A 25194-nucleotide genomic window follows, 5' to 3' on the forward strand; every position below is an offset into this window, starting at 1 on the left:
AAATTTTTACAATAAAGGCACAGTGTTGAAATTTTCAACACTGTGCCTTTATTGTCTATAGTTGTTTTTTTGATCATGGATTACAATAGGAACACGAGGAAAAAACTTTAAAAAATAATTGAATCGGAGGGAATAACTATGAAGAAAGATTATGGCAGTAAACAAGTTTATTTCATAGGAGGCGGACTTGCTTCATTGGCGGGAGCAGCCTACCTCGTTCTCGACTGTGACTTTAAAGGTGAAAATATTCACGTATTGGAAAGCATGCATATTTTGGGTGGCTCAAATGACGGAATTGGTACGCCGAAAGAAGGCTTCATATGCCGTGGCGGACGGATGCTGAATGAGGAAACCTATGAAAATTTCTGGGAGCTTTTCTCTTCAATTCCTTCCATTGAACACGAGGCTATGAGTGTAACCGATGAAATACTTGCTTTTGACCATGCCCATCCTACTCATTCTAACGCCAGACTTATCAATAAAGCCGGTGAAGTTCTGGATGTTATGAGCATGGGCTTTGACAATGCTGACCGTATGGCAATGGGAAAATTGCTTATAACACCGGAAGAAAAATTGGATTACTTGAAAATATCCGATTGGTTCGGTCCCCATTTCTTTGACACTAATTTTTGGTATATGTGGCAAACTACCTTTGCATTCCAGAAATGGTCCAGTTTGTTTGAGTTCCGACGTTATATGTTCCGTATGATGTTCGAATTTTCACGTATTCAAACTTTAGAAGGCGTTACCAGAACACCATATAACCAATATGATTCTGTTATTCTGCCATTGAAAGCATATTTGGAAGATCATGGTGTTGATTTTACGATTAAATGCACAGTAACGGATCTTGACTTTGAAGAAAGCGATGATATCACTGTGACCGCTATCCATTATAAGAGTGAAAAAGGTGATGGCATCATTCAACTTCACGAAGAAGACCTTTGTATTGTCACAAACGGCTGCATGACCGACTGTGCAACATTGGGCGATTTAAATACTCCGGCCCCCTTTAAGCCTGAGCATCCAGTTTCCGGAGACCTGTGGGCGAATATCGCGAGAAAGAAAGAGGGCCTGGGAAACCCAAAACCTTTTTTTGAAAATACGAAAGAAACTAATTGGGAATCCTTTACTGTAACCATGAAGGGAAACAAACTGCTCAAAAAGATTGAGAAATATTCCCGCAATGTTCCCGGCAGCGGCGCACTGATGACCTTTAAGGATTCAAGCTGGCTGATGTCCATTGTTGTGGCAGCACAGCCACACTTTAAGGCACAAAGTGCCGGGGAAACCATATTCTGGGGATACGGCCTATATACTGACAATATTGGTGATTATGTAAAGAAGCCTATGTGTGATTGCACTGGTAAAGAAATGCTCATTGAGTTGCTGCATCATCTCCATTTTGAAGAAGATATCGATGAAATCATGAAGGATGTGATCAATGTTATCCCGTGTATGATGCCGTACATTGATGCACAGTTTCAACCGAGGGCAATGAAAGACAGACCGAAGGTTGTACCTGAAGGGTCAACAAATTTTGCAATGATCAGCCAGTTTGTTGAAATTCCGGAAGACATGGTATTCACAGAAGAATACTCGGTTCGTGCCGCACGGACTGCAGTGTATACACTGATGGGCTTGGATAAGAAAATCTGTCCTGTCACACCCCATCATTATGATATTCGCACTTTGTTAAGCGCTTTGAATACGAGTTTCAGATAATTATGGAAAATATCATGCACAACAGAGTATAGTTTTTTAATGGATTTAAAGTACAATGGAAAATTGAATAAAACAAAAAGTAAGCCGAGAGAGGAAGGTGTGCATTGAACTCTCTCGGCTTACTTTTTATATAGGTTTTGGAAATTTATATAAAGTTATAGTTGCGATCAGATGAAAAATACTATATAATGAGTTTAAAATCAATGAGTTAGGAGTCAATAAAATGTCTAAGTCACAGAGACAGAATCAAAAGATACAAACAAGGAAGCATCTTATTGATAGAGCCTTGGATCAATTTGCAAAAGACGGACTCATGACAACGCGGACCTCCGATATCGCAAGTGCGGCGAAGGTATCTCATGGTACGGTATTTGCACATTTTCCAACGCGGGAGATTCTCTTGGATGCAGTGATCGAAGAGTTTGGTACCCGCATTACCCGTCGGCTTCACGAATTGGTTAATAACCATGGTGATATGAAAGAAGTGCTAGAGGCTCATCTAAAGGGAATTAGTGAATATGAGGACTTTTACACGCGATTGGCTTCAGAAGGGCATTTATTACACGAAAGCGCTCGGAATGCTTTTGTTATGATTCAATCGGCTGTTTCATATCATATTATTCAGGTTGCAGAACGTGAGATAGAGGATTGCAAAGTTCGGTCCATACCTGTTGAGCTGTTATTTAATACATGGGTTGGGTTAATTCATTACTATTTGGTCAATAGGGATTTGTTCGCGCCTGGAGAGTCGGTTTTGAAAAGATATGGGGTGCAATGGATAGAACACTATATAAATCTAATTAAAATAAAGGAGGGGGATCATTAAGATGAAAAGGTGTATTGCTTGCGGAATGCCAATGGAAACTCAAGCGGATTTTGCCATGGGGGATGAGAACAAAGATTATTGCATTCATTGTGCAAGACCTGACGGGTCCATGCAGTCCTATGAGGAAAAGCTAAAATCTATGACTGGATTCATTGTTAAGACACAGGGCTTAGATGAAGAAGCAGCGCAGCATGCCGCAAAGGGAATGATGGCGAAGCTCCCAGCATGGAAAGGAATATAGAGGGTTTGGTACGTCAATATTAAATAAAATAGAGTGGTGGTGAAGGGTATGAATAACAAAAATGTAAGCAATTCGTTTCAGGTGTTTATGAAAGAAGCACCGGCATATTCAAAAGCATGGATGGAGTTAGTTCAAAAACTTGATGCAGCAAATAATCTGGATGAAAAAACAGGAGAAATAGCATATGTTGCAGTTCTTGCTGCCGTTGGACTGGAAAGCGGTATACCATTTCATGTGAAAAGGGCAAAAGAATTAGGTGCTACAAGGGAAGAGATTAAAAGTGCTATTCTGATAGGGCTGCCGGCAGTTGGAAACAAGGTTGTTAAAGGACTTCCAATTGCTTTAGACGCTTTTGATGAGATGTGAAATAATAAATCAGAATACAAGTAGGCCTGGGGACTCTCTGTGTTACAGAGAGTCCTTTATTATGATAAAAATCAAAAAGTTTAAACTATTTAAAATATTTTAAAACATTTAAAAAAATCCGAAGGATAATTTAAGTATATGTAGAATAATATTTACAAATATCAAAACTATTTCAGTTTAATCAAATAATCATTGATGAGGTGCTAAAAATGGAAGAGAATATCGGACAAAAAATTAAGGAACTGAGAGTTTCAAAAAAAATAACTTTAAAGGATTTAAGTAAAAAAACACGTCTGTCCATTGCTTTTCTGTCACAGCTAGAAAGAGGCTTGACTTCTGCCGCTATCATGTCTCTGAAAAATATAGCAGAAGCATTGGAAGTAGACATCTCATACTTTTTTGCTCCTCCCTTTGAAAATTCAAAGAGAGTAATCAGAAGCTATGAGCAGGAGATATTCCATATAGAGAACTCTAAGTTTATATACTATAATTTAGCAAACGATGCAGAAGGAAAGGCACTGACACCGTTTTTAGTTACCATCTATCCGGAACGGGGACAGGATCAAGTGATTCCTTACGCTCATGAGGGAGAAGAATTTATTTATGTGCTGGAGGGAATCTTAACTCTTTATCTGGAGAATGAGAAGTATGATTTATATCCAGGAGACAGTTTGCATATAGATTCTTCAGTTCCACACAATTGGGCGAATTTCACAAATAAAGTAGTTAAAATACTTTCTGTAAATACGCCAAAGATTTTTGAAATCAAAAAACCTAGATAAATAACACTAAAGTATATTACAGTCAGTCACAAAGTAGCGGAGTCAGGGGGACGTCTCGAGCGTCACCGAAGCATAGCGAAGGTCCGGAGGGAAGACGATGGAACTGTCCCCCTGGCGAAGCGGATGTAATGCACTTAGTGTGACTTATATAGATAACTTCTTGAATTTTTCAGCAGTAAATGTACATATCATGATCTCTACGACGATACACAAAAAATAAAATGAAGGGAGGACTTGGATGTAGGCGATAAGTAAGCAGTGCAAAGACTTGTTAGAATTGGAAATGCTGTATTACCAAAGTTTTTAAGGGGGAGTTAAAATGAAAAGAAAAACTGTGCTTGTGTTATTATTGGTCGTTATGATGATTCTATCACTTATAGGATGTGGGGGCAGCCAGACACCTGCTGATAACTCAGATCAAGATGAAACTACCTCAACAGAAAAGATTCTAACATATTCCGTTTTGATTGATATGCCCACATTGGATCAATCACTGGCGAACTCTGCGGATTCCATGACACTGATAAGCCAAATACAGGAAGGATTAGTAAGACTCCATGACGGCAAAGTAATTCCTGGAATTGCAAAGGAATGGGAAGTATCTGAAGATGGTTTGGTATATACATTCCACCTTAGAGATGTAAAATGGAGTGATGGTGTGAATATCACGGCCTATGATTTCGAGTACGCCGTAAAGCGGTTAGTTGATCCTGCCACTGCCAGTCCTTATTCTTTTATTGCAGAGCCTATTAAAAATGCGATGAAGGTGAATGCTGGTGAGTTGGGAGTAGAAGAGACCGGTGTGAAGGCACTGGATGAAAAGACACTGGAAATCACTTTAGAAATACCGGCGCCCTATTTTTTAGGAATACTGAACATGCCGCACTTTCACGGAGTCAGAAAGGACCTGGTAGAAAAATTCGGACAGGATTTTGCCGCTGACCCGGATAAAAATGTCTATAGCGGCCCCTTTGTATTAGAAGAGTGGAAGCATGAAGACCGGTTAATGCTTGTGAAAAATCAGAGCTATTGGGATAAAGACAAAGTAAATCTGGATAAGGTAAATGTAATCGTGGTTCCAGACCCGAATACAGCATTGAGCATGTTTGAAAACGGAGATCTGGATTTTGTTGATGTGCCTCCAAATTTAGTAGAGCAATACTTAGATAAAGCACAGCTTTACTATAATGGTGCCGATGATTTTCTAAAACTAAATATGGATGGCAAGAATCCTCTTAAAAATAAAAACTTAAGATTAGCTGTAAACTATGCAATTGATAGAGAGGATTATATTAATATTACAACAAGTGGATTATTTGATGCAGGGACGAGATATGTCCTTCCTGTTGTCGCAGGGGTAGATAAGAAGTATGGTGAAGAATATCCCTATGAAGCCTTCCCATTAAAGGCTGATACAAATACTGCGAAGGATTATTTGGATAAAGCGATAAAAGAGCTTGGTGTTAGTAATCCGCAAGAAATCAAGCTGGAATTATTGACTACCGATACGGATGTTTCAAGAATACAAGCAGAAGTTCTACAGGACCAGATTCAAAGAAATCTTGGGATCATTGTGAATATCAAGCAAGTACCCTATAAACAAAGACTGCAAATGGAAACCAATCGGGAATTCCAAATGGTTTTCAGCGGTTGGGCACCGGATTATGATGACCCGCATACATACCTATGTCTATGGACTACCCATTCCCCATACAATCAGATATCCTATAGCAATGCAAAATATGATGAATTGCTGGATTTCTCTTCTACATGCAGAGATCCAAGGGAACGCATGGATGCTTTATTTGCAGCAGAAAAAGTACTATTAGAGGATGGGGCGATTGTACCGTTGCAGATGAGAAGAGTAGCTTGGCTGATGCATCCAAAGGTTAAAGGATTGGTTAAGTCATATGTAGGACCGAGAGAAGATTATATTTATGCAGATATTGAAGAATAGCCATTAAAATTTAATTATGGAAGTACTATAGGGAAGGCAGTTTTTTGCTGCCTTCCTTAATACGAAAGGGTGATATTTATGGCTAAATACCTGCTAAGAAGATTGTTCATATCTACGTTAACAATACTTGTGTTGATTACTGCGGTTTGGATTCTTGTAAGGCTTTTACCGGGAGATCCTTTCACTAGTGATAAGCTATCGCCGGAAATAAAAGAAAATATAATGCGATACTATGGATTTGATAAACCACTAATCACGCAATATATAACTTATTTGAAAAATTTGCTTCGCGGTGATTTGGGATACTCCTTAAATTATAAAAATTTAACCGTTACGAGAATACTAAAAGATTCATTCCCTTATTCAGCTGATTTGGGCGTGCGGGCTTTACTATTTGCAGTCCTTACCGGGTTGTTCCTAGGAATCGTTGCTGCTTTAAACAGAAGCAGATTTTTGGATTATTTTTGTATTATCATAGCGATCATAGGCTGCTCCGTTCCGGATTTTATTATCGGTTCATTATTACAATATGTATTTGGTGTAAAACTAAAGCTTCTGCCAGTGGCCCAATGGCAAGGCTTTAAGTATACGATTCTGCCTTCTGTTGCATTGGGCTTCTATACATTGGCATATGTATCCAGAGTTATGAGAGCCAGCATGCTGGAAGTGGTGAATCAGGACTATATTAAAACAGCCAATTCTAAAGGATTGTCACAAATACAAGTTATATTTGGTCATCAGATAAGAAATGCAATCTTACCTGTAATTACTGTACTAGGCCCAATCATCGCTGCAATTCTGACAGGAACCTTTGTAATAGAGTCTATTTATACCATACCGGGAATGGGTAAATATTATGTTTCCGGTGTTCAGACCTTGGACTATACCTTGATACTGGGGTCTACCATCTTTTATGGGGTTTTGCTGGTCATTGCAAATACGGTGGTAGACATAGCCTATGGTATCATTGATCCCAGAATAAGAGTCTATAAAAAGTAGAGGTGTTTCAGGTGGAGAGTATATATACGGATGTTGCGAAAGAGAAATTCAAACATGTGGGAAAAAACAAAGAAAAGATGGAGGTTATTTCCAGGCCTAGTCTGAACTACTGGCAAGACGGGTGGAGGCGGCTAAAGCAAAACAGAGTTGCTTTTGCAGGGTTGATTATTATTGGCATGTATATTGTTCTTGCAATTGTTGGACCTAAAATGGTTGCCTATGACTATACAACGACCAATGCATCAGCTACAAATCTGGGGATGTCCTCCAAGCATTGGTTTGGTACAGATAAATTGGGAAGAGATATGTGGGTTAGAGTATGGATGGGGGCGAGGGTTTCTCTGACAATCGGATTTACCGCAGCTATTATCAACGGTTTTATTGGTGTTTTGATTGGAGGGATATCCGGTTATTATGGAGGGATTGTCGACATGCTGATCATGCGGATGATTGATGTATTATATGGCATTCCCTACATCATTGTAGCTATATTGGTTATGATGGTTTTAGGTTCCGGTATGAAAGCACTAATTATTGCCATGGTTATCGTGGGCTGGATTGGAATGGCTAGATTTATCAGGGGAGAAGTGTTAAGGCTGAAGGAGCAGGACTTTGTTCTTGCTGCAAAATTGTTAGGAGTGTCGGAATTTAAAATTATTTATAGGCATATGATTCCCAATGTCGTCGGTTTAATGATTACTACTTTGACTATGGCTGTTCCCGGTTATATTTTCTCAGAAGCTTTTTTAAGCTACATCGGTTTGGGTATCCAACCCCCCGATTGCAGCTGGGGATCATTGGCAAAGATCGGTGCGCAATCCTTTAGGCTTTATCCATACCAATTGTTTATTCCTGCTTTTTTTGTATCTACAACGATGTTGGCCCTGAATCTGCTCGGTGATGGATTGAGGGATGCGCTGGATCCGAAGCTGCGAGGGCAGGAAAAGTAATTGGGGAAAAGTTGAGGTGAATAAAAATGAAAAGACTTTTAGAAGTAGAAAATCTTCACTTTTCCTTCAAGACCTATGGAGGAGAAGTGAAAGCCGTAAGAGGGGTATCCTTTTATGTAAATGAAGGGGAAATTATAGGCATTGTCGGAGAATCGGGCTGTGGGAAAAGTGTTACTGCCCAATGTATTATGAGACTGAATCCGGAACCGCCAGGTTATTTCAAACAGGGATCCATTCAATATAAGGGAATAGAAATAACGAAGCTGTCAAAACAAGGGATAAAAAGGCTTCGTGGTTCAGAAATCGGCATGATCTTTCAGGACCCTATGACTTCGTTAAACCCGACAATGAAAATAGGCAAGCAAATTGAAGAATCCGTAATGAACAATATGTCTGTTTCCAGGACAGAAGCAAGGAGAAGGGCTATTGAAATGCTTAAATTGGTAGGGATATCCGATGCCGGGAAGCGATATTCTCAGTATCCTCATGAATTCAGCGGAGGAATGAAGCAAAGGGCCATGATCGCCATCGCCATGGCGTGTAACCCCAGTCTTTTGATTGCAGATGAGCCGACTACATCGTTAGATGTTACGATTGAAGCGCAAATTCTTGACTTAATGAAAGAATTGCAATCAAAAATGAATACCTCAATTATTATGATCACCCATGATTTAGGTGTGATTGCCAACTTGTGCCACAGAATTATCGTCATGTATGGGGGAATGGTCGTTGAACAGGGCAATCTACACGAGATATTCTATAACCCAAAGCATCCATATACTTGGGGGCTCCTTAAATCAGTGCCTACTTTGAATATGGACAAAAGTGAACAATTGATACCCATAGATGGAACACCTCCAGACTTATTTTCACCGCCTAAAGGATGTCCCTTTGCGGCCCGCTGCGAGCACGCAATGGAAATTTGTTATGAAGAACTGCCGCCGGAATATGGGATAAATGATAAGCATAGTGCAGTGTGCTGGCTTCAGCATCCTTATGCGCCTAAAGTCTTATGGGAAGAAACGAGGGCAGCTATTATGGGTGAGAGCGTGTAGAGGATGGAAAAGATCTTAAAGGGGTGTAGAATATGCGTGCAGAAAAGCCTTATATAGAAGTGAAAAACCTAAAAAAATATTTTAAGTTGTCCAGAAAAGAAACCCTTAAAGCAGTGGACGATGTTTCTTTTATTATCAATAAGGGAGAAACCGTAGGCCTTGTGGGTGAAAGCGGGTGCGGTAAGTCGACAACGGGAAGATGTCTGGTGAAGCTCTATGAACCAACAGATGGAAAAATTTTTCTGGAAGGAAACGACATTCGTCTTTTTGACAAAAAAGATAAAAGCAAATTTTGTAAAAAGGTGCAGATGATTTTTCAAAATCCCTATGCTTCTCTGAATCCACGGATGACCATATCGGAGATCATAGGAGAGGGGATCAAGGAACATCATACAATATCTGACAAAGAACTAAAGGAGCAGGTCTATAGCCTGCTGGAATTGGTTGGATTGAATAAGGAGCATGTAAACCGGTTTCCCCATGAGTTTAGCGGCGGACAAAGGCAAAGGATCGGTATTGCCCGTGCATTGTCGGTAAAACCGGAATTTATCGTTTGTGATGAACCTATTTCAGCCTTGGATGTTTCTATTCAAGCACAGGTTGTCAATATGCTGCTGAGGTTTCAAAGAGATATGGGTCTTACCTATTTGTTTATTGCCCATGATCTAAGCATGGTAAAATATGTCTCTCATCATATCGCTGTTATGTATCTGGGAAGTATCGTAGAATATACGGATTCCTCAGAACTATATAGAAATCCGGTCCATCCCTATACAAAAGCGCTGCTTTCTTCAATTCCTATTGCAGATCCGAATCTGCAGGCATCTAGAAGAAGGATAATCATTGAAGGGGATGTTCCCAGTCCGGTGAATCCTCCTGATTGCTGCAAGTTCGTAGAACGGTGCAAATATGCGAAGCCGGCATGCTTTGAGAGCAGGCCGGTTTTAAAAGAGATATCGGACCGGCATTATGTTGCGTGCCTCCTCTATTAATATTTAAGGAAGGTGTAGAAAATGGTGAATGAAAAATACTTGGAAAGATTGTCAAAAGAGATAGACCAGCTTGGCATCGATGCAATTCTTATCGGACCTTCAAAAGATTTAGCGTATGTAACCGGTTTTTTGTCACAGGAAGATGAGCGCTTTCAGGGTCTTTTTATACTAAGGGACGGACGGTATTTTTATATCTCCCCCAAACTGAATGCAGAAGAAATGGAGCACATACTCGGAAAAAATACGAAGATATACGCTTGGGGTGATGAGGAAGGATTTGAAAGTATTGTAAAATATGCGCTGGCAGAAAATGATTTATCAAAAAAGAAGATCGCTGTTAATTCGGGCATAAGAGGCACCGATCTTTTGGATATGACAAAAATATTCAGCGGAGAATTTATGAATGGTGTACAGATCATAGAGGATTCCCGCATTATAAAAACCAAGGAAGAGATTGCCCATCTCAAAAAAGCTGGTCAGATGGCAGATGAAGTGATGGAAGTACTTACTTCTTTTATAAAGCCGGGTATGAAAGAAAAGGATATCAAGAAAAAAATCATTGAATTATTTTTAGAAAAAGGGAGTGAAATAGCTTTTGAACCTATTGTCGCTTCAGGTCCTAACAGTTCTAAGCCTCACTATAATCAGGATGATCGAAGGATACAGGAAAAGGATGTGATTATATTAGATTTAGGGTGCAGGTACAAGGGCTGTTGTTCGGATATTAGCAGGACCTTTTTTATTGGGGAAGCTACGGAAGAAGAGAAGCAGATTTACCAGATTGTCCTAGAGGCAAATCAGGCAGGAAAAGAGGCGGTAAAAGAAGGGGTAACTGCAGCGTACATCGATCGGCAGGCGAGGAATATTATTCATAAGGCAGGGTATGGAGATTACTTTTTTAACAGAGTGGGGCATGGTATTGGATTCAGTGTTCATGAGGCACCCTACATAAGGGAAGGTAATTCTCAAATAATAAAAAAGGGAATGGCATTTAGCATCGAACCAGGCATATATTTGCCCGGGAAATTTGGAATTAGAGTTGAAGATATTATTGTGGTGGGGGAAGATGGACCAGAAGTAATGAATTGTTTTGAAAAAAATATCATTGTTCTTTAAATCCGGAGTATAGCACCCTAAGAATAGATGCAGTGGTAAAAATATAAACAGGAGGATAGTAGAGAATGGTTGCTTTTAAAGTTCTTGAAAAAATGAAGGAATTTGGAATAGACGGACTGCTTTTAATCAATGATTCTAATATCCGGTATATTAGTGGTTATACAGGTTCAGATGCCTATGTTTTAATAACACCGGATCAAAAAACATTTATAACCGATGCCCGCTATACGGAGCAGGCTCAAATGGAATGTAAAGATTTTGCTGTTTTAGAGTGGAAAAAAACAGTGGAGCCACTGGAAGCCTTTATTGCAGGTGCAGTGAATAAACTGGGGATTGGGAAGCTGGGCTTTGAAAGAAATTATATAAGCTATGATCTTTATGACAGGCTTACGAATGAAATGCCATCTGTGGAACTTATTCCTACGCAAAATATAATTGAATCCTTTAGATATATTAAAAGGGAAGAGGAGATCGATTGTATAAGAAAAGCTGCATCCTTTGCCGATACTGCATTTGAAAAAATACTTGGAATTATAAAGCCCGGCCTTAGTGAAAATGAAATCGTTCTTGAACTTGAATATTATCTAAAAAAGGCAGGTTCAGAAGGGGTTGGATTTCAAACCATACTGATTTCTGGTAAAAAAACCTCTATGCCCCATGGTATTCCATCTGAGAAAAAGATTGAATATGGAGATTTTATCACTATGGATTTTGGAGGCTTGTATAAGGGATACCGGTCAGATATGACAAGAACTATTGCGGTGGGAAAGGTAGATGAGGAACAGAAAAAAGTATATGAGGTTATAAAGGAAGCACAGTATAGAGGTGTTCATGCGTTGAAAAATGAAGTCTGTGGAAATATTCCGGACCAGGAGGTACGGGAGGTGATTTGTCAAGCCGGATATTTAGATTACTATTATCCCGGACTGGGACACGGCGTCGGACTGGATATTCATGAAGCACCATTTATGGGAATACAAAGTAAGGATGTGCTTCAAACCGGTTGTGTAGTTACTGTGGAACCGGGAATTTACATACCCGATTGGGGGGGTGTGAGAATCGAAGATACCGTGGTTGTGAATGACCTTGGAGCAGAAATATTAACAAAAGCCTCCAAAGACCTGATTGTGTTGTAAGGAAACCTTGGATATAGGGGATTCAACAACCGCAACGTTCGGTACATAATGCACATAAAATGACACCAGCAGGCAAAAGCGGACAGACCAACAGGGAATGGCTCCTGCTGGTCTGTTTGTTTTTGATTTATTAATTCTTCCCGATACTTATCAATTCTCTGTTTTCCAATTCCAGTATACTATTTACAATCAATAGGATTCTTTCCATAACAGAGTCAATGATAGCATATTCTCTATCTGTGTGATTCCATTTACCCTTAACGCCCATACCACAAAGACAAGGTACCCCGGCTTTTGAAATATAGGCGGCATCTGAAGCGCCTCCCAATAAAACGCATTTAGGCTCTCCAAGTCCATTGTTTATTGAAATGGATTTAACAAGTTCATAAAATTCTTTATTGTACTGATTTCCAAAGGCAGGAAAAATGTTTTCGATAACTAATTCAGATGTGGCCCCTTCAATCCTATTGGATGCGGCAATTTTATTTAAATCTGTCTTTACAGCTTCTATGATTTTATCATCAACGAATCGAATATCCAGCTTCAGCTCTGCATATTCTGGAACTGCATTAACCATAGTTCCTCCATGGATCAGACCTACATTGAAGGTGGTATTCTCATATTTTTCATTAAGCTTTTGAATCTCGAGGATTTTATTTGCGATTTCATAAATTGCGCTAATCCCTTCGGAAAAATTATTGCCAGCGTGAGCAGACAACCCTTTTGTTTTTATGGTACAGAAAATCATTCCTTTTCTTGCGGTTACAATTCCATTGTCTATAAGGCCTGTTTCCATATTGAAAGCAGCTTTATAGCCTTTTGCTTCTCGTGTGATAAAGTCACCACAACGGGATTTTGCATGACCATGCTCTTCGTCTCCGCTGATGATTACCTTTATAGGCTTGTTATAATCCAGTGCTTTTAAAACCTTTAGGATATAGAATATTAAGTTGATGCCACCCTTCATATCCAGTACACCTGGTCCGAAGACCAGGTTCTTTTCAATTCTGAAAGGATTATGCAATGCAAAACCGTCTTTAAAAACAGTGTCCATATGCCCGGCTAGAATAATGCCTTCACCAATGTCTCCTTCGCCGCACGTACCGATCAATGAGGGGCCTACACCTTCAAAATCACATATTGTTGTTTTTAAACCCAGTTCTTCCAATTTATCTTTAATATATCTGCAAATATTGTATACGCCTTCCGGGTTATGGGTATAGCTCTCTATTTCCACCATTTGTTTCCATGTTTCGATGATGGCAGCCTGGTTGATCCCACAACTTTCCATTGCATCTAATATCCTCTGGTTCATTTTTCGTCTCCCCTTTGAGTTTAATTCCAGCAAATTTTTTTGCATGAACAGTAATATTTATATAACAGGTAAAAGCCCTTACATAGGCAATATCTTTTATGTATTATCTCAAAATCTGTTTTTTCTCATAGGTAAAGCGCTCCATTAATTCCGGTATCGGCTCGAAACCAATACCTGCTTTTTCGGGAACTGCAACCATGGCTTTTTCGTCGATCGTAACCTCTGGTGAAATAACGTCCTGGTTCCAATAACGGTTTGAAGCAGGAATATCACCAGGAAATCTGTAGTTCGGCAGAGAAGCGATAGCCACATTATGGGCCCGTGCAATCCCTGTATCCAGCATTCCGCCGCACCAAACAGGGATATCATGAGCTTGGCAAAGGTCATGAATCTTTTTGGCTGCAGTTAATCCACCGACCCGTGCTACCTTGATGTTAATGGTTTTTGTACTTCCCAGTTCAATTGCTTTTCTCGCATCCTCCACAGAATGGATGCTTTCATCCAGACATATTCTTGTTTTTAGAACAGCCTGCAGCTTTGCATGATCCACAATGTCATCATGGGCTAAAGGCTGTTCAATCATGATGAGGTTTAGCGGATCCATCTCCTTGAAAAGTTCAATATCCTTCAGCGTATAGGCGGAGTTAGCGTCAGCCATAAGCATAATATCGCCGAAACGCTTACGTATCGCTTCTAGATACTTTATGTCTTTGCCAGGCTTTATTTTTATTTTGACGCGACGGTAGCCTTCTTCCATATACTTTTCAACGACCCGCAGCAGATCATCGGGACTATTTTGAATCCCAATACTGACTCCGGTTTCAATTTTGCTTCTTGTTCCGCCTAATGCTTTGGATAATGGAATATTTCTTTCCTTTGCATATAAATCCCAAACAGCACAATCCAAGGCGGATTTTGCCATTTTATTGCGGCGGATGTGGGAGAACAGTGAATAGAGCTCCTCAGGGTGGGAAATTTCATCCTTGCTGAAAAGTAAAGGGATCAGAAAGTCCTGCAGGATATGCCAAGCGGTAGTCGTTGTTTCTTCGTTATAATAAGGATGGTCAAAGGCAGAGCAATCACCATATCCTATATGATCTTTTGTATGGATCTCGGCTGCGATAAAATGTTTTTCCCTCATCGTAGCAAAGCTGACTTGAAAAGGGGTTTTAAATGTCATTTTCATTTTACGCAAAACAATTTTTTCGATTTTCATTTTAATCCTCTCCTAGACGATAATTTTTGAATCGCTACAAAATTTACTTAAATACATCTCTGCTGACCATGAGCCGATCGAGGGACGCCTCATCAACAGTGTAACAGACGCCATTTGTTTCATCAGGAACGATAATGGTGCAGTCTTTGGTAATATCAACATATGGAATCGTAACATCTTCAGTATAGTAGCGCTTACTGGCAGCAATGTCATGAGCAAGGGTGAAGTTTGGAAGACTTGCTAAAGAGATATTTTGTACTCGTCCAATACCGAGTTCAAGCATCCCGCCGCACCAAACAGGAATATCGTGCTTCATACAAAGGTCATGAATTTTGACGGATTCATAAATGCCTCCCACACGACTGGACTTAATGTTGATAATCTTACAGCTTCCCAAAGCGATGGCTCTTCTGGCATCTTCAACGGAGGTGATGCTTTCATCGAGGCAAATAGGGGTTTTTATTGCTTTTTGCAACACTGCGTGGTCAACAATATCATTTTCTGCCAGAGGCTGTTCGATATACGAAAGGTTAAAATCATCCATTGCTTTGAAAAGCTCTATATCATCAAGACTATAGGCTGAATTGGCATCTATGGTTAATGTGATGTCTGGAAAGTTTTTTCGCACTTCCTTCAATACTTCGATGTCCCAGCCGGGCTTAATTTTGATCTTTGTTCGGTGATACCCTTCTAATAGATATTTTTCAATCTTTTGTAGTAAGGCTGTAATGGTGGGCTCAATCCCTAGACTGACACCCACCTTGATTTCATTATAGGTTCCACCGATTAATGTTTTTAGAGATTTTCCTTCTCGCTGCGTTTTCAAGTCCCATAGGGCGTTTTCTACACTGGCAATGGCCAGTCGGTTGCCCCGGATGAAGGATATTTTCCTCATAAATTCCTCTGGGCCTTCGATGTCTTTATGCAAGAGGATAGGAACCAGTAAGTCTTTAATAATATGATGGCAGGTAACATTATCTTCGGCATTGTATAAGGGTGCATGGAACGCTTTGCATTCCCCATAGCCAACTAGACCTTCAGAATAGATTTTTACAATGAGAGCATCTCTTTCGACGAATCGGGCAAAACTTGTTTCAAAGGGATGTAGAAAGGGATTTTTTACCCGAATAACATCAATACGATCTATACGCATTTTTCATTCTCCTTTACGCATATAATTTCTGATTACCATCCAATCAGTACACCGACAACGATCGCTATGATTGAAATGGCAGTCCATATCCATATGAGAGGCATAATAAACTTCAACCATTTATCATATGGAACTTTGGCTAATCCGATGAAACCCATTAAGGTGCCAGAAGTAGGAATAATTAAGTTCGTAATCCCATCACCATATTTATAGGCTGAAACCACGACTTGTTTTGACAAACCTATAACATCGCTTAATGGAGCCAGGATAGGCATAACAACAGCTGCTTGACCGCTTCCCGAAGGAACAAAGAAATTAAATACCCAGTTAAATATAAACATGAATACGGCGGATAAAACAGATGGAACTTTATCTAAAGGAAGTGCAGAATAGTAGATGATTGTAGAGATGATATTTCCTTCAGTTAAAACTACAGATATTGCTGTTGCAAAGCCTATGAGTATTGCTGAGTATACAGCCATTTTACATCCTTCAACGAAGGATTTGCTCATTTTGTCAGGGGACATTTTTCTAATGAAACCGCTCACAATTGCTAACAGTATGCATACGGTATTTAGCTCATTCATGCCCCATTTAAACTTTAATGCGCCATAAATATAAATACCAAATGTAACAAATATAGACAGTAGGATTAATTTATGTCCATTGGTAAACTCGTTATTTGCATCCTCAGATACATCAACTGCCCAATCATAATTCCCAGTTCCTAAAACAGAATCAGCTGGATTATCCAATACTTTTTTTGCATATCTCATCAAATATAAAATCGAAGCTACCAATAAGAAAATATACACGATGGTTCTAAACACTATTCCTGATAATACTGGAACACCAGCGATAGTTTGAGCAACTACCACTGTAAATGGTCCCATGCCAGAACCAATAAATCCTGCATATGTGGCCAAATACATCATAGACAACCCAACGATCGGGTCCATTTTTAATTTTCGTGCTATAATTAGACCGATAGGAATAAATACGATTGTTTGGTTCACAATAATCTCCAAGTACCCTAGAATAGACATTACGATCATGATGATAGGGATTAATAATATAATCTTACCTTTTAGCCGAAGAGATAAAAAATCGATAGATCTTTCAATAGCCCCGGTGTCGTTTATAATTTTAAATGCGCCTGAAACGATGAAAACAGAAAATATAATGGACGCACCTTGGATCATGCCCTTTGAAATGGCCATAATCGCTTTGTAAAGATTGACCGGTGTATTGTCCACAAAATGAAAGGAATTTGGATCAATTACTGTTGAATCCGGAAATTTGTCATAAACACCTGCAGGCAGTATATAGGTCAAAATTGCAGCAAATAAAATAAAGTAGACCAGTAATACATAGGTGTCCGGAATCTGAAATTTTTTTCTGGCTTTAACAAGTTCACTCATAAAAAACCCCCTCTTCAATTTAAGATTTACTTGCGTATGATTACTAACTTGTGTATGATTATAACAAATATGCAATTGTCTGAATATTGACTAAAAAATGTCTGAAATAGGTGATCGAATGAAAATAGGATTTTTAGGCACAGAAATTAGATTAGATCTCATAAAAAAAGTTGTAAATACTTTTTTCACAGATATTGAGCCCGTATATATTGTGGATGGGAAGGATTTCTATAATATAGATACAGAGGCAAAATTAAAGGAATTGAAAAAAGATATGAATGGTTTTATATTTGCAGGCGAATTACAATACCATTTTTATAACAATATCTTTTTTCCCGATATTCCATGTGACTATATTAGAAAAGACTGGTCGTCTTTGCAGAATTCTTTTCTGAGCATCACACTAAAAGGTATAGCGTTTACAAATGTTAGCATTGACAGCTACTCCTCTTCATTAATTAGTAATTTAATGAAAGATTTAGGGGTGCAAAATGATAATTGCCATATTAAAATTATAGAAAGAAGAAATTTTGACAAAACATATTCAGAAAATCTATACCAGCAACATAAAAAAATGTATTTCAATAAGGAGGTAAAGGGTTGCATTACTGCTATATTTCCTGTATATGAACAACTGTTAAAAGACAATATTCCCTGTGTTTATGCAAAGCCTACAACCGATGTAATCAGGAAGACGATCCATTATATTGAAGAACAATATCATATAAACATGGGAAAAACTAGAAACATCGCCATTATCATTATCAAAATCATACCGAAAAAAGAATATTCTTACATTAGAAAAGATGAATATTTATACATGCATGAAAAGATTAAGGTGGCTGAGGAAGTATATTATTTTGCGAAAAATACAAATGCTGCTGTAGTAAATGAATCCATCGATAAGTTTGTGATTTTGATGAACAAGAAGGATTTAATTGAATACACCAATAGCCTGCAGGACTTTTATTTATTGAATTCAATATACAATAATACGAATTGTGATGTCAATATCGGTATCGGCTACGGCTTTAATCCAAGTGAAGCAAAGTTTAATGCGAATCTGGCCATTGAAAAAGCAGATATAAATGATAAGAATATTACCTATATTGTACCCAGTACAAACTCGGTGGTTGGACCTTTAGATTTTTTAGTAATCGATAAAAAGGAAAATGAAATGGATATTGAAGACAAAGTTTTTCTGGAGCTGTCAAGAGAAAGCGGGGTATCACAATCTGTAATATATAAAATATATGTTTTAATAGAGAAGTATAAAAAGAATACTTTTACTTCTTTGGAGCTATCTCAAAAACTAAATGTGTCTCAAAGAAGTGCCAGCAGAATGCTGCGAAAATTGGAAGATTCCCGGATTGCAAGAATAGTGGGGAAGAAAGTCACTGGAAATTTAGGACGCCCCAGCGATATATATGAAATCAAATTCACAGGCAGATGAAAAGCAGAGCAGATTTTATAGGGATTTCCCATAAAATCTGTTTCTTATTTCTTTGGGAAATAGAGCATGTTGCAGCGTTAATTTTCAACTTTTTTGTCAATTGTATTATAATAGGATTACGTGGAGTCATAGGGACGGTTCGTCAGGTACATATGTTTTTTTATGTGCTTGAGGAACTGGCCCCATGGCGTAGCGGAAGTAGCATACTTATTGCAATTTATATAGCGTCAAAACTTCAGCGAGGAGTGAGGATACATGTATAAAATATTAATTGTAGAAGACGATCATACAATAGCTTCAATTATTGAAGAAAGACTAGGCAAATGGGAATATAAGACTTCAAGGGTTTCAGACTTTAGCGATATACTTTCAAGCTATATTTCCTTCGAGCCCCATCTGGTACTTATGGACATTAACTTGCCCTATTATGACGGTTTTTATTGGTGTGCTAAAATTCGCCAACTGTCTCATATTCCCATTATATTTATATCTTCAAGAGATACGGAGGGCGATAAAATACGGGCCATAACACAAGGGGGGGACGATTATATAGAAAAACCCTTTTCAATGGATCTGCTTACTGCAAAAGTACAGGCCATATTGCGCAGGGCCTATTCCTACAGCGATCAGACATTAAATATATTGCAGCACAGGGATATGGTATTAGATATAGAGCACCTGCATGTTCTTTGCGGCGAGAAGGAAATAGAGCTTACGCGGAATGAGTGTAAGATCCTATCTATGCTGATTAGAAATCATGACAAGGTTGTAAACCGGGCACGGCTGATGAAAGCATTATGGGATGATGAGAGTTTTGTAGATGATAATACCCTCACCGTTAATGTGAACCGCCTGCGCAGGAAATTAGAAACCATTGGATTGGAAGGGTACGTTAAAACAATCAAAGGGGAAGGGTACCGGTTGCTATGAAGTTTGTAGAATATGTAAAGGAAAGATGGTTAACTTACGTATTTATTGCAGCTGCTTTTCTGTTTTCCGCTGCAGTATATCAATTAGATAAAAGCTTTAATATAAGCCCGTCAAATGCCAGTTATGTGGTGGCGGGATGGCTGCTGCTGTTTGCTATTTTTGCAGCCGTTGATTATGGAATTTTCAATTATCGTGTAGAAAAGTTTAAAAAATATTGCAGATTGAATGCTTCTTCGGAAGATACGGATCAATTTACTTATCCTGTAGATAAAGAGTATGCCCAGTTGGTATATAACATAGCAGCAGCATATGAAAAATACAAAGCCGACATCTATGCCAAATCTGCAGAGGAATTGGAGTTTATCACCAAATGGGTACACGATGTCAAGGTGCCGATTGCGGCTGCGAGACTGATTTTAGAAAACCATGAAAATGATATTCCAGGCAGTTTTTATCAAAGCATTGATAAAGAGATATTTGCAATAGAGGAGTCGGTGCAAAGAATTTTATATGAGATGAAATCCAACAGTCTTTCTGAAGATTATAAAATAACAACAGTAAGTACGAAACGATTAATTGCACAAACCCTCAAAGGGTACTCAAACTTTTTTAGCTATAAAAAGATCAAAATCTCCCTCTCTGGTGAGGATTACAATGTTTTAACAGACGAAAAATGGAGTGGATATATATTGTCTCAAATCCTATCCAATGCTGTAAAACATACACCTGCCGAAGGCAGCATCATCATAGGCACCAAAAAACAAGGGGATGAAACTACTATATCTGTTAAAAACAGTGGAAAAGGAATTTTACAAAAGGATATTGGACAAATTTTTCATAAGGGCTATACATCCTCTGAGAATAGAAACGGCATGAAGGCCACCGGTTATGGATTATATCTTTCCAAAAAACTAAGTGACATGCTGGGACACCGGCTGACGGCTGAATCTAAACATGGCGAATACGCTGTGTTTCATTTAACCTTTATTGAAAACCGGACCATGCACCATGTGACAAAAATGTAAGATAAAGATTTAATAATGTAAGCTAATTCGATTTTGCCAATTCTGTAATCAGAATATAATTATCTAAGAATAATTATATGGAGGGAAAACCAATGCAGATACTAAAAGTAGAAAATATTAGTAAAACATACGGAAGCAAAAAAGGCTCCAAGCAGTATATGGCACTGAAGAAGATTAGCTTTGAAGTAAAGGAGGGGGAATTTATCGGTGTCATGGGTGCATCAGGTTCAGGGAAGACGACACTTCTCAATATACTAGGCAGCATTGATAAACCTACAACAGGCAGATATATTATGAACGGCAGGGACATTGCAGCACTGAATAAAAATGAGCTTGCTGAACACAGAATCAACAATATCGGGTTTATTTTTCAGGATTATAACCTGCTGGAAACCATGACACTGCAGGAAAATATCCTACTGCCCTTAGCCTTAAGAGGAGAGAAGGCAAGGGTTATGGAGGACAAGCTTTTTCATATTGCAAAGGATTTAAATATTGTAGAAATTCTTGATAAATACCCCTATGAAGTTTCCGGAGGCCAGCAGCAGCGGGCAGCCGCATGCCGTGCACTCATTACGAATCCCAAAATGATCCTTGCCGATGAACCTACAGGCAACCTTGATTCAAAATCAGGGAAGGATCTGCTGGATCTTTTAACCTTCATCAACAAAGAATATAAAGCAACCATTTTAATGGTAACCCATGATGTATTTGCGGCAAGCCACTGCCAGAAAATAATGTTTATCCGTGACGGGGAGATATACAATGAGTTATATGCCGGTGACAGTAAAAAGAAATTTTTTGACTCCATTATAGAGGTTATGAGTGTGCTTGGAGGTGGTGAAAAATGAAGCTTACCACACTGGCCCTTCGTAACATCAAACAGAATTTCTCCAAGTATATCATGTATTTTTTCTCTTTAAGTTTCAGTGTTTTCACCGCCTATTCATTTCTGGCCCTTATGCAAAATGAATATGTAATAATGGCCTTTACCTATGATGCGCGCTATCGGTCGATGCTGATGACATTTGGCGTTATCATCATGGTATTTGTGATGTTCTTTTTAATCAGCTCCAATAACAGCTTCATAAAAGCAAGGAAGAAAGAAATTTCCACCTATGCCTTGTTTGGTATGACAAACAGGAAGATCGGTAAATTGCTTTTTCTGGAAACCATGATTGTTGGTTTTGCGGCGCTTGTTATCGGCATAGGTTTCGGGATATTCTTTTCCAAACTGACGGCAATGATTTTATTGGATATTTCATTGGCATCTTTTACCGGCAATATTGCCTTCACCATAGACCCAAAGTCTGTTTATATAACCGCTGTCCTATTCCTATCCATATTTGGCATTATGGGGTTATCGGGCTTAAGGGTTATCGGCAAATTTGAGTTGGTAGATTTGTTTAAGGCGGATAAAGTATCGGAAGGAAGGTCTAAAGGATCAATAATCACCCTAATCGTATCACTTATGTTAATGGGAAGCGGATACTATCTGGCTGCAAGTAAAGAGCCGCAGAGGGTCGTTGCTGCCGCCATCCCCGTGTTAATTCTTGTAATTCTTGGAACCTATCTGTTTTTCTGGGGAGGGCTGCCTAAGGTTTTAAATATAATAAAAAGAAACAAGAACAACTATTATAAAGGGGTTAATTTAATATCAGTATCAGCCTTCTCTCACAGGATGAAGTCTATAGGCTCCGTTATGGCTACCATTGCGGTGTTGTCTGCAGTTGCTACAACGGCCATTGCCACAGGATTTACACTTTATAGGAATATAGAAAACAACACTTATGATATCATTGGTTACGATATGTATTTTTATGGTGGGCAGGAAGAATTGCTGGATAAGGTACATGACGCCTTTGAAAAACATCATACAAGAAGAATAGAAAGCTATACAGCGGAGCGGTATAAATCGGTTCCACAGATGAACACCGTCAAGGTTGGTGACAGGGAGTATATATCTGGCGGGCAGGATTATTTCAGGGTGTATTCCCAATCTGTATATAATCAACTCATATCCCTATCCAAAGCCGATTTAAAGCCTGTCCGTATTCATCCTGGTGAAGCAATGTACATGCATTCATACCTGCGCGGAGACGCAGAAACGGCCATTATTGGCCAACTACTCACTTTTCCGAATCAGACGATTCGGATAACCTCTATCTTAAGATCAGGTATTCTATCCTTTGGGGCACTTCATACACTTGTTTTGAATGACAATGATTTTAATGCTCTTTTGCAAAAGGGAGATATCTTAGGGATAGATGAAAGCGGGGTACCTTATGACAAAGTAACGGTATTCAACTATGAAAATGCCTTGCAATCAGGGGAGCTAAATCGTGATCTGGTGCAAATACTCTCAGGCAATGTAGGAAGCTACAGAACTGCATATAATCATTATATTGAGTCTTTAGAGACCTTTGGTTTGGTATGCTTTATCGGCTTCTTTATGAGTGGTGTATTTATGTTGATGACAGCAAGTCTGCTATACTTTAAGCAGATAATGGCAGCAGAGGAGGAGCGGCACCAGTATAGGATGCTTAGAAAGATCGGGATGGATAGCCAAGTTGAAAGAAGGATCATTTCAAAGCGATTGCTTCCGGTTTTCCTGATTCCCCTTATATTGGGCATTATCCATAGCATGTTTGCCATGAAAGCGGCGGATACCATGGTATTTTCCAATATGATACCTGTTGACAATTCTTATTTTACAGTGCTGGCTTTTTCAGCGGTTATGTATGGTGCCTATGCGGTGGTATACGGGGTATTTTACTTGATTACAAAGGGACAGTACAGGAGAATTGTCCAATAGCAGACTTGCTGAAAGCCAAAACCTTTAAAGGGCCAAAGAAGATGGCAGATACTAAGGGATGAAAGTGTATGGACAATGAGCAAATGAATAAAGCAGCAGTAAATAAATGATTCTGTATTGTATATTTAATTTGAGAGGCGGCCCTTTGGGGTCGCCTCAAGCTTTTGGTAAATACATAATTTACCAAAAACATTTTTAAATTTATACAGAAGACAAAACAGAATTGGTTAGGTTGTGTAGAATGTAATAAGTATACTAGTCTTGGAAGGTAGGTTCATTTGTTTACAAAAAATGTTACTATACAGTTTTCTTTTTAAACTTCAGGACTTTTACAGTATATATGCTTTAACTTAAAAAAGGAAGAAGATGCCGAATATGCTTATATGTTTATAGTAGTTACTCTATATTTGCTAGAAATTACAATAATTTTCTGAATTAATATAGTTGTCATAGTCAGCTAAAAAAAGTATAGTTAAATAAGATATATTATCGTAGGAATGAACTTATTTTAAACTATAGTCATAATTAAAATATTCATTTGTAAAAAAGGAATAAGCTGTATCCATAAATATAGCTCAAAAGAAGAATTTCCTTTATAAAATATGGGTGAAATTAAGTATTATGATTATATTTAAGAGGGGGATTATTACATGCAATACAGTATAAAGGTCCATCGTATCGTTAAACAAAAGAAAGGTGCCAATGAATATATTGAAAAACATTCTCATAAATTTTTTCACTATATTTATGGACTTGGTGGAACAGGAAAGATCATCATCGATTCACAATCAGTACTCGCCCAAAAGTACAGCCTTATTATGATTCCTCCAGGCACAGAACACGCAATATATGGAATTGATGATTTTTCTAGTTTTGATATTAAGTTTTCCTGTGACAGCATATTGACAGAAAAGCTAAGTAAAATAGGTTATTGCATAAATGAAGTTAGTGATTATGAGGACAAGCTTATTAAAGATGTCTTTGATGAAGCGGTATGTTCTGATCCTTTATTTGAAGATATTATTAATATTAGAATTCTTGAATTAGTTTTTCGAATTATGAGACGCAATAAAGAAGGTATTCATATGACATCAAATAAACAATTCATAGATAATTTTTTAGGTGATAACAATAACAAAACTATAGGTAAAATGAGAGAAATCATCAACTACATCGAAAATAATATAACGCAGCCTATTAAGATTACCGATTTGGCGAATTTATGCGGCTATAGCGGAAGCTATTTTTCAACTTATTTTAGAGAATGTGTGGGATGTACACCTAGCAGATACATCAACCTAAAAAAGGTAGAATTAGCAAAAACTATGATGATGTCCACAAATTTAAATGTTACCCAGGTATCAGAGGCTTTGGGTTTTGAAAGTGTCCACTATTTCAGCAAGGTATTCAAAAAGATAGTGGGAATGCCACCCATAACTTATCACAAGAGAACAAATATCAATATGAGCATTAATGTAATAAAAGATAGTACATTTACTCCAGCAGGGCAGTATGAAATTCCTATAAAAGTAATTAATTATAAAGAATCATAAAATAAGTAAACAAGAAAGGCTTATTTCCAGCATGCTTCAGCTTGTTAACAAAGTCATATTTTTGAACAAACCCCTCATAAGCTTCCAATTCGTGACTTGACTAATGCCACTTTTTTCAACAGTTTTATTCAATAAAAGTGGTCTTGTCATGGAGTTGGGAGGATCTTG

At 38.4% G+C, this 25194-nt stretch carries 22 protein-coding genes; 18 read left to right on the forward strand and 4 right to left on the reverse strand.

Annotated elements, in window-relative coordinates:
* Positions 1 to 138: 138 nt before the first annotated feature.
* From Gferi_RS22470 to Gferi_RS22525, 12 genes are all read left to right on the forward strand, one after another.
* Entirely contained in the window at positions 139 to 1725 is a 1587-nt protein-coding gene (locus Gferi_RS22470) for an oleate hydratase (RefSeq protein WP_069980369.1), read from the forward strand.
* Between the two features lie 223 nt (positions 1726 to 1948).
* Positions 1949 to 2551, forward strand: coding sequence for a TetR/AcrR family transcriptional regulator (locus Gferi_RS22475; protein WP_069980370.1), 603 nt, complete (start codon positions 1949 to 1951; stop codon positions 2549 to 2551).
* 1 nt (position 2552) lies between these two features.
* Positions 2553 to 2792: a zinc ribbon domain-containing protein gene (locus Gferi_RS22480; protein ID WP_069980371.1), complete on the forward strand. Its 240-nt coding sequence runs from the start codon at positions 2553 to 2555 to the stop codon at positions 2790 to 2792.
* Positions 2793 to 2840: 48 nt separating this feature from the next.
* Entirely contained in the window at positions 2841 to 3158 is a 318-nt protein-coding gene (locus tag Gferi_RS22485; RefSeq protein ID WP_069980372.1) for a carboxymuconolactone decarboxylase family protein, read from the forward strand.
* A gap of 209 nt (positions 3159 to 3367) precedes the next feature.
* A complete protein-coding gene (locus Gferi_RS22490; RefSeq protein ID WP_069980373.1) occupies positions 3368 to 3940 on the forward strand; it encodes a helix-turn-helix domain-containing protein in 573 nt (190 codons plus the stop codon).
* A 319-nt stretch (positions 3941 to 4259) separates the two neighbouring features.
* Positions 4260 to 5897 (forward strand): peptide ABC transporter substrate-binding protein, encoded by a 1638-nt coding sequence (locus Gferi_RS22495; RefSeq protein WP_069980374.1) that lies wholly within the window; start codon positions 4260 to 4262, stop codon positions 5895 to 5897.
* A gap of 78 nt (positions 5898 to 5975) precedes the next feature.
* Positions 5976 to 6896 (forward strand): ABC transporter permease, encoded by a 921-nt coding sequence (locus tag Gferi_RS22500; RefSeq protein WP_069980375.1) that lies wholly within the window; start codon positions 5976 to 5978, stop codon positions 6894 to 6896.
* An 11-nt stretch (positions 6897 to 6907) separates the two neighbouring features.
* Positions 6908 to 7846 (forward strand): ABC transporter permease, encoded by a 939-nt coding sequence (locus Gferi_RS22505; RefSeq protein ID WP_330389477.1) that lies wholly within the window; start codon positions 6908 to 6910, stop codon positions 7844 to 7846.
* Positions 7847 to 7872: 26 nt separating this feature from the next.
* On the forward strand, positions 7873 to 8901 hold the full coding sequence (locus Gferi_RS22510) for an ABC transporter ATP-binding protein (protein WP_069980376.1): 1029 nt from the start codon (positions 7873 to 7875) through the stop codon (positions 8899 to 8901).
* 32 nt (positions 8902 to 8933) lie between these two features.
* Complete coding sequence (locus Gferi_RS22515) at positions 8934 to 9893, forward strand: ABC transporter ATP-binding protein (protein WP_069980377.1); 960 nt, start codon at positions 8934 to 8936, stop codon at positions 9891 to 9893.
* A gap of 21 nt (positions 9894 to 9914) precedes the next feature.
* The gene (locus tag Gferi_RS22520) at positions 9915 to 11009 is read left to right on the forward strand and encodes a M24 family metallopeptidase (protein ID WP_069980378.1); all 1095 of its coding nucleotides are present in this window, start codon (positions 9915 to 9917) and stop codon (positions 11007 to 11009) included.
* 65 nt (positions 11010 to 11074) lie between these two features.
* On the forward strand, positions 11075 to 12145 hold the full coding sequence (locus tag Gferi_RS22525) for a M24 family metallopeptidase (protein WP_069980379.1): 1071 nt from the start codon (positions 11075 to 11077) through the stop codon (positions 12143 to 12145).
* Between the two features lie 130 nt (positions 12146 to 12275).
* Here Gferi_RS22525 and Gferi_RS22530 read toward each other — a convergent pair whose 3' ends face one another.
* From Gferi_RS22530 to Gferi_RS22545, 4 genes are all read right to left on the reverse strand, one after another.
* Positions 12276 to 13460 carry a M20 family metallopeptidase gene (locus tag Gferi_RS22530; protein ID WP_069980380.1) on the reverse strand — a complete coding sequence of 395 codons (1185 nt, stop codon included), beginning with the start codon at positions 13458 to 13460 and terminating at the stop codon, positions 12276 to 12278.
* Between the two features lie 103 nt (positions 13461 to 13563).
* The gene (gene menC, locus Gferi_RS22535) at positions 13564 to 14676 is read right to left on the reverse strand and encodes an o-succinylbenzoate synthase (RefSeq protein ID WP_069980381.1); all 1113 of its coding nucleotides are present in this window, start codon (positions 14674 to 14676) and stop codon (positions 13564 to 13566) included.
* A 43-nt stretch (positions 14677 to 14719) separates the two neighbouring features.
* Positions 14720 to 15829 (reverse strand): o-succinylbenzoate synthase, encoded by a 1110-nt coding sequence (menC, locus tag Gferi_RS22540; protein ID WP_069980382.1) that lies wholly within the window; start codon positions 15827 to 15829, stop codon positions 14720 to 14722.
* Between the two features lie 32 nt (positions 15830 to 15861).
* Complete coding sequence (locus Gferi_RS22545) at positions 15862 to 17250, reverse strand: YfcC family protein (RefSeq protein WP_069980383.1); 1389 nt, start codon at positions 17248 to 17250, stop codon at positions 15862 to 15864.
* Between the two features lie 118 nt (positions 17251 to 17368).
* On the opposite strand from Gferi_RS22545, the gene Gferi_RS22550 reads away from it, so the two are divergent.
* The 6 genes from Gferi_RS22550 to Gferi_RS22580 all read left to right on the forward strand — a co-directional run bounded on the left by Gferi_RS22550 (position 17369) and on the right by Gferi_RS22580 (position 25026).
* The gene (locus tag Gferi_RS22550) at positions 17369 to 18703 is read left to right on the forward strand and encodes a helix-turn-helix domain-containing protein (protein ID WP_069980384.1); all 1335 of its coding nucleotides are present in this window, start codon (positions 17369 to 17371) and stop codon (positions 18701 to 18703) included.
* A gap of 255 nt (positions 18704 to 18958) precedes the next feature.
* Positions 18959 to 19633: a response regulator transcription factor gene (locus Gferi_RS22560; RefSeq protein ID WP_069980386.1), complete on the forward strand. Its 675-nt coding sequence runs from the start codon at positions 18959 to 18961 to the stop codon at positions 19631 to 19633.
* Entirely contained in the window at positions 19630 to 20658 is a 1029-nt protein-coding gene (locus Gferi_RS22565) for a sensor histidine kinase (RefSeq protein WP_069980387.1), read from the forward strand. Before Gferi_RS22560 ends, Gferi_RS22565 begins: the two co-directional genes overlap by 4 nt.
* Positions 20659 to 20750: 92 nt before the next feature.
* Positions 20751 to 21509 carry an ABC transporter ATP-binding protein gene (locus Gferi_RS22570; protein WP_069980388.1) on the forward strand — a complete coding sequence of 253 codons (759 nt, stop codon included), beginning with the start codon at positions 20751 to 20753 and terminating at the stop codon, positions 21507 to 21509.
* Entirely contained in the window at positions 21506 to 23473 is a 1968-nt protein-coding gene (locus tag Gferi_RS22575) for an ABC transporter permease (RefSeq protein WP_069980389.1), read from the forward strand. The genes Gferi_RS22570 and Gferi_RS22575 overlap by 4 nt, the downstream gene beginning before the upstream one ends.
* Positions 23474 to 24123: 650 nt before the next feature.
* Positions 24124 to 25026 (forward strand): AraC family transcriptional regulator, encoded by a 903-nt coding sequence (locus tag Gferi_RS22580; protein WP_069980390.1) that lies wholly within the window; start codon positions 24124 to 24126, stop codon positions 25024 to 25026.
* Positions 25027 to 25194: the final 168 nt, after the last annotated feature.

This window comes from Geosporobacter ferrireducens (assembly GCF_001750685.1).
GTDB lineage: Bacteria > Bacillota > Clostridia > Peptostreptococcales > Thermotaleaceae > Geosporobacter > Geosporobacter ferrireducens.

Excerpts from the sequence above, each read along its gene's own strand:
- Gferi_RS22520 (WP_069980378.1), top strand. The coding sequence starts at position 9,915 with ATGGTGAATGAAAAATACTTGGAAAGATTGTCAAAAGAGATAGACCAG.
- menC (WP_069980382.1), bottom strand. The coding sequence starts at position 15,829 with ATGCGTATAGATCGTATTGATGTTATTCGGGTAAAAAATCCCTTTCTA.
- menC (WP_069980381.1), bottom strand. The coding sequence starts at position 14,676 with ATGAAAATCGAAAAAATTGTTTTGCGTAAAATGAAAATGACATTTAAA.
- Gferi_RS22530 (WP_069980380.1), bottom strand. The coding sequence starts at position 13,460 with ATGAACCAGAGGATATTAGATGCAATGGAAAGTTGTGGGATCAACCAG.
- Gferi_RS22525 (WP_069980379.1), top strand. The coding sequence starts at position 11,075 with ATGGTTGCTTTTAAAGTTCTTGAAAAAATGAAGGAATTTGGAATAGAC.
- Gferi_RS22495 (WP_069980374.1), top strand. The coding sequence starts at position 4,260 with ATGAAAAGAAAAACTGTGCTTGTGTTATTATTGGTCGTTATGATGATT.
- Gferi_RS22565 (WP_069980387.1), top strand. The coding sequence starts at position 19,630 with ATGAAGTTTGTAGAATATGTAAAGGAAAGATGGTTAACTTACGTATTT.
- Gferi_RS22580 (WP_069980390.1), top strand. The coding sequence starts at position 24,124 with ATGCAATACAGTATAAAGGTCCATCGTATCGTTAAACAAAAGAAAGGT.
- Gferi_RS22510 (WP_069980376.1), top strand. The coding sequence starts at position 7,873 with ATGAAAAGACTTTTAGAAGTAGAAAATCTTCACTTTTCCTTCAAGACC.
- Gferi_RS22550 (WP_069980384.1), top strand. The coding sequence starts at position 17,369 with ATGAAAATAGGATTTTTAGGCACAGAAATTAGATTAGATCTCATAAAA.
- Gferi_RS22490 (WP_069980373.1), top strand. The coding sequence starts at position 3,368 with ATGGAAGAGAATATCGGACAAAAAATTAAGGAACTGAGAGTTTCAAAA.
- Gferi_RS22475 (WP_069980370.1), top strand. The coding sequence starts at position 1,949 with ATGTCTAAGTCACAGAGACAGAATCAAAAGATACAAACAAGGAAGCAT.
- Gferi_RS22470 (WP_069980369.1), top strand. The coding sequence starts at position 139 with ATGAAGAAAGATTATGGCAGTAAACAAGTTTATTTCATAGGAGGCGGA.
- Gferi_RS22500 (WP_069980375.1), top strand. The coding sequence starts at position 5,976 with ATGGCTAAATACCTGCTAAGAAGATTGTTCATATCTACGTTAACAATA.
- Gferi_RS22575 (WP_069980389.1), top strand. The coding sequence starts at position 21,506 with ATGAAGCTTACCACACTGGCCCTTCGTAACATCAAACAGAATTTCTCC.
- Gferi_RS22480 (WP_069980371.1), top strand. The coding sequence starts at position 2,553 with ATGAAAAGGTGTATTGCTTGCGGAATGCCAATGGAAACTCAAGCGGAT.
- Gferi_RS22545 (WP_069980383.1), bottom strand. The coding sequence starts at position 17,250 with ATGAGTGAACTTGTTAAAGCCAGAAAAAAATTTCAGATTCCGGACACC.
- Gferi_RS22570 (WP_069980388.1), top strand. The coding sequence starts at position 20,751 with ATGCAGATACTAAAAGTAGAAAATATTAGTAAAACATACGGAAGCAAA.
- Gferi_RS22560 (WP_069980386.1), top strand. The coding sequence starts at position 18,959 with ATGTATAAAATATTAATTGTAGAAGACGATCATACAATAGCTTCAATT.
- Gferi_RS22515 (WP_069980377.1), top strand. The coding sequence starts at position 8,934 with ATGCGTGCAGAAAAGCCTTATATAGAAGTGAAAAACCTAAAAAAATAT.
- Gferi_RS22485 (WP_069980372.1), top strand. The coding sequence starts at position 2,841 with ATGAATAACAAAAATGTAAGCAATTCGTTTCAGGTGTTTATGAAAGAA.